The sequence below is a fragment of the Anaerosporobacter sp. genome, assembly GCF_031551385.1.
Classification (GTDB): Bacteria; Bacillota; Clostridia; order Lachnospirales; family Lachnospiraceae; genus Anaerosporobacter.
Window position 1 is genome coordinate 1 of the sequence record NZ_JAVBNS010000134.1, and the last position, 5,563, is coordinate 5,563.

A 5,563-nucleotide genomic window follows, 5' to 3' on the forward strand; every position below is an offset into this window, starting at 1 on the left:
CTTCTGGATTGAAATTTGTCTCCCCTGATTTCCAAGGAAATCTTACAATAATATATCCACCTTGCTTATCAACTGTTACTTCTCTGTCTGAAATATTTTTTGCATCTAAACGTGCTTCAATAATCGTTCTTGCAGAATCAAGCTCAGAAGCTGTTGGTTTTCGTTCCAAACCATCCGCTTCAAATATTGCTTCTACTCCCCCTCGTATATCTATCCCGTATCGCATATTTCTTATCGACTTGACAGAATCGCCCATTCCCACAAACGCAATCACAACAAATGCAATGATAACCCCTATAAGAATCGCAAACTTGCTTTTACTAGACTTCACTACTATATCCTCCATTCTTATCGTGTTCTATTATAACGCTAGCACGATTTATACTATATTGCCGTTATAATTTTATCACATTCCATTCCCTGCATACGCTAAGATACTGCTAAGTTTGAAACATTTGTCATAACATACAACTTTCTTTTAATGATTAAAAGCGTCATGGCACAATACCACAACGCTTTTCTCCCCATCTATTCTGTTACAAGTTCTCTAACTACAACCGACTTAACTTTTCTTGATGCTATGTACGAGAATACAAAGAAGCATAGACACACAAGAGTAGTTGGCGCAGCAATTGTAAAGATTGTATAATCTGTTTTAAAATTTGTTACACCAGTTTGTCGCATCAATTGGTTTATCAATTCACTACTACATAATACCGAAAGTGCAACTCCTATTACAGAGCCTATTATTGATACAATAAAAAACCGAATTGCGAACTGTAAACGTAAGTCTTTCACAGCAAAACCAAGTGCTTTAAAAATGCCTATGTCTTGTCGCTCCTTTAAAAATGTTTTTGAGCAAACCATATTGACTACCACTAGTATAAAGAATATTGAGATAACATAAATAACTGCCGAAATTGAAGTTAATGCAATTTCAATTAATTCTGCCATTGAATTGCTATCTTCTGCACTTGCTGTCACTGTTTCTCCATATATTTCGTTTATACAATCAACAATTTCATAAATCTTACTTGTATCCTCAACCATATAGAGTATACTTTCAGGGCGTTTGATTCCAACCTTATTTCCACCATCAAACGTCATGGCAAACGTCCTTCCAGCATCGTTTGTTGTCTGATAAAAACCAGTTATTAAATACTCTGCTTCTTGCTCACCTCCAGAAACAAGTACCTTATCTCCCATCTTTAAGTCCAACTCATCTGCCACAATTTCTGTAATTAAAATTTCATTATCATAAAGTGGTGCTCTTCCTTTAAAGACACTTGTAAATCCTTCCCCACTATCAAGAAATGTACAGTACAAGTCCGTTCCATTCAGTGTAAGATACTCACTCGCATGATAGCGAACAGAAGTAATCTGTGCAATATGCGAAATTTCGGTTTCTATATCTTTTGCATGACTCATATCAAAGGAATTCGTAAGTGTAACAGATACATCGGCTGGTATTACCCCAAAGCTTTCTGAAACACTTTCTGATGTCATACTTCCTGCCAAAATTGTCATACTCATCATAAAGAATACAAGTATCGAAACAATAAGAATAGTTCCTATATACTGACGTTTATTTGAAGTAAATTGTCTTAATGCAAGTCGCCCAGATAAAAACTTTTTACCAATCGGCATATTGATTCGGCTATCAAAATAAATCACTTCTCGTCCTCCTGAAATTGCTCTAACAGGAGAAATCTTCGCAATTTTGGCTGTCTTAACAAGTACAAATATACCGCCAAGAACTAGAATTCCAAAATTCAATAGTAAAGATTGTGCTATTGCAATATCTGCCGTTGCATGAATCCCGGTAATCGGCTGAAATACATCTCCCAACAATTTTGTAAGGGGAATTGCTATCACTATACCAATCACCGCCCCCAAAAGTTGTGCTATCTCATACTGTAATATAAAAATTTGACGAATTTTCCCCTTCGTAAATCCTTGCGACTTTAATATGCCAAGATTTACGTAATCCATCTCAATACTAGTTGCAATACTATGACTTATAATAATTAAAACAATAAGCGTCATCAATATAATAAATACAAATAAAATCCCAGAACCGATATCCGTCATCATTTCGGTATAATGAATGGAATCTGATAAGGAAAGGGTAACAAACGAATTATCCAGTATCTTACTTGTTTCATTCACATCTTTTTTAAACTTTGCATCAGAAAGTGTACTTTCGCTATTACGATACACATGTACAAGATAATATTTTATAATTAGCGGCTGGGCATCTGTCATCTCATCTGCCAACTGGTCATACATTCTATCGAAATCATCAGCCGATATGCAAACCTGCTTAATTCCCATTAAAGATGCCCCATTAAATGGTTCTTCCATAAATCCTTTGATTCGGTATTTCTCATCTCCGTTTTTTGTAGCAATTGTTATGTTATCACCGATTTTACAATCATAAAGTGACTGGTATGCAAGCGGAACATAGATTTCCCCTTTTTGTAAACCCACTTTATTATCTATAAAATCTGAACACTTTTCATTATAAACTGGATAAGCGCCCTCCCATTTTGTTAAAAATATTGCATTTCCATTTCCTTCGCCTTCCACATCATGCTTGGCTACATATAGAGTCTGTACTGCTTTGATTTTCTCAACGTTTTCATTCTCCATTATATTTTTTTCTATATCTGCAGTGAATTTTTCTTCCGAAATATACGATACAAAATCACCTGAACCCACATTTTTATGTGCATTTTTTAAGTTTTTGTCAATATTCTCACTAAGACTTAAAATTGCTGTAATCACCATTGAAATAATCATCATAAAAACTACAATGCTTTTGAACGCCCCTCTTTTATGCTTTATATTTGCTTTTAATATTGTTAAAATTTCCATATCCACACCTACCATTTCATAGAGGAGAGCCAAGCGTTTACTTGTGTTTCTCGACTTTTTTCATCCTCACGACTGTATGGTGGAAGTATAAGTTCACCAATTATTTTACCATCTTCGATATAAAGTATTCGATTTGCTCGAAGGGAAGCTCGCATATCGTGTGTAACCATTAATATACTTTGTCCACTACTGTTCAAACCCGATAATAGATTTAACACTGCTATCGAGTTTTGTTGGTTAAGTGCTCCTGTTGGTTCATCTGCGAACAACAGCTTTGGTGTATTGATAACTGCTCTTGCTATTGCACAACGTTGCTGCTCTCCACCCGAAACTTGCGATGGCAAATGTGTACTCACCTGTGTCAAATTCATTTTTCCAAGCAGCTCACTTGCATATTCTCTCACTTCTACTGCTGCTTTTGTTTTGTTAAGGTAACCTGAAACAGCAATATTTTCAAATAGACTCAGATTACTCACAAGATGCATTTGCTGAAATATAAAACCGAAATCATTATGACGAAGTTTCGCTAGTTTGTTTTCATTATAACCTGCAACATTTTCATCTTTGTATATCACCTGCCCAGATGTAACAGTATCCATGCCACTCAAGGTATATAAGAGTGTAGATTTTCCGGAACCTGATGCCCCCATTATTACTGTAAAATCTCCCTCATAAATATCAAGATCAATATTGCTTAGTACATGATTCTGCTCTCCGTTATGAGCATAGCTTTTGCATAATGCCTTTGCAGACATGATTATATTTTTCATAGATTCTCTCCTTTTTGTTTTTCTTAGAGCGTGTTTGAAAAATGCTTGTTCCGAACTTTCAAACATGCTCTTAGTCTAACAAAATAGTTATTAAGAAATCCTTAAGAGATTTAGAATTACTTCTAATCCTTTTACATGATTTTTCAACATAACACTACCATTCATTTGCTCTGCAATATATTTTACAATATATAATCCAAGCCCTGAACCTTGTTCGTCACCACAATTCTTACCACGATAAAATTTATCAAAAATAAAAGGCATATCCTCATCTGATATGCCTTCTCCATAATCACGAAAACGAATAGTAACACCATCATTATGAATTTCAATCGTCACATCAACTTTTGTTTTTGCATATTTTCTTGCATTATTAATAATATTTTCAACAAGCTGTGTAAATCTGTTTTTATCTGCATTTATAATAGCCGTATCGAAACATGTCTGCACAAAAACATCATTTCGTTCCGCTGATATTTCTTCAATTATTTCAGATAAAAATCCACATATTTCAATCGGCTCAAGACTTATCTTTAATTTATCCAAATCAGCAAGCGAATGCAAAAACAAGTCGTTTGTAAGTTTTGCTACTTCATCACACTTACGCATAATTACTTCAAGATACTTCACTCTCTTCTCAGAATTACAATCAAGATTCGCTTCTAATCCTTCGCTATATGCACGAATTGATGCAATTGGTGTTTTTATATCATGGGAAAGGGTTGCAATTACCGTTTTATTATTCTCAATTGCTTCACGCTCACAAGAACGTGATTTTGTTATCTCTTGGCGCATATTATCAAAAGCCCAAGTAAAATCGCCAAAATAGTTTGAACGTTCATAGTTAAGCGATGTATCAAAATCGCCTTTTGCTATATTAGCAGCGTAACTTTTCATCCTATCAAATGGCTTTAAAATAGCAAAATAAATGTAGCCGAAAGTAATCCATATAAATGCTACCACCGCTACTCCAATGTATATAATCAATTTTGTTTTTTCACTATTATTATAATTCATACTACTTTCATTCATATTTTCTTCAAGCTGTGTAATCTTTTCACTAATCTCAACTATTTTTTGATTGTCACTTTCAGATGTTGTCCTCTTGACAAGCTGATCTATTTCGTTTAAAGCTATAATCTGTAAAGCGTTCTCATCGGCTATATTTGTCCGCTTTTGCGACACAAACAACGTTACAATAAGCCCTACGATTATAGCTGTAAACACCATCGTTATTCCTATAATTCTATGCTTCATCTACAAACCTCCAACATATATCCCACACCCCAAACTGTCTTAATAAACTCAGGTTTTGCAGGGTTGTCTTCCAGTTTCTCTCTTAGCCATCTAATATGTACCGTTAATGTTGATGGTTCTACCTCACTAAACGCTCCCCAAACTTCACTTATTAACTTATCTTTCGCAATCGCTACATTTTCATGCTCACAAAGATAGGCAAGCAAGTCGAATTCTCTTAACGATAGCGAAATTCCTATTCCATCTTTACATACCGTTCTAGCACTTATATTAATTATCACATCACCAAAACCAACTACTTTTTCCTCTGAAAATCCATACACACGTCGAATCAGTGCATTTACCCTTGAAAGCAGTTCCTTCATAGAATATGGCTTTGGAAGGTAGTCATCACCACCTATGTCAAAACCTGTCACACGGTCATCCTCGCTTGTTCTCGCACTTGCGAATAGGATAGGAACCGTCGAAACTTTTCTAAGCTCCTTACATATTTCAAAACCTGTAGCATCAGGCAGATTAATATCAAGTAGAATTAGATGATATGCATTCTCTGATAACGCACGAAACGCTGAAACACTATCCACTGCACAAGTCACTTTATATCCATAACTTTCTAACATCTCTGTTATAATAAAGGAAAGGTCCGCATCATCATCTAT

At 35.0% G+C, this 5,563-nt stretch carries 4 protein-coding genes and 1 pseudogene; all 5 read right to left on the reverse strand.

The window, feature by feature from the left end; translation table 11 throughout:
* Positions 1 to 331: pseudogene (locus RMR19_RS11280) on the reverse strand (protein translocase subunit SecDF); the annotation flags it as partial.
* A 197-nt stretch (positions 332 to 528) separates the two neighbouring features.
* Complete coding sequence (locus RMR19_RS11285; RefSeq protein ID WP_310603591.1) at positions 529 to 2,877, reverse strand: ABC transporter permease; 2,349 nt, start codon at positions 2,875 to 2,877, stop codon at positions 529 to 531.
* Positions 2,878 to 2,885: 8 nt separating this feature from the next.
* The gene (locus tag RMR19_RS11290; protein WP_310603592.1) at positions 2,886 to 3,647 is read right to left on the reverse strand and encodes an ABC transporter ATP-binding protein; all 762 of its coding nucleotides are present in this window, start codon (positions 3,645 to 3,647) and stop codon (positions 2,886 to 2,888) included.
* Positions 3,648 to 3,737: 90 nt separating this feature from the next.
* Positions 3,738 to 4,904, reverse strand: a complete 1,167-nt coding sequence (locus tag RMR19_RS11295) for a HAMP domain-containing sensor histidine kinase (protein ID WP_310603593.1) — start codon at positions 4,902 to 4,904, stop codon at positions 3,738 to 3,740.
* A partial coding sequence (locus RMR19_RS11300; protein ID WP_310603594.1) for a response regulator transcription factor occupies positions 4,901 to 5,563 on the reverse strand: 663 nt, incomplete at its 5' end. The genes RMR19_RS11300 and RMR19_RS11295, both read right to left, overlap by 4 nt.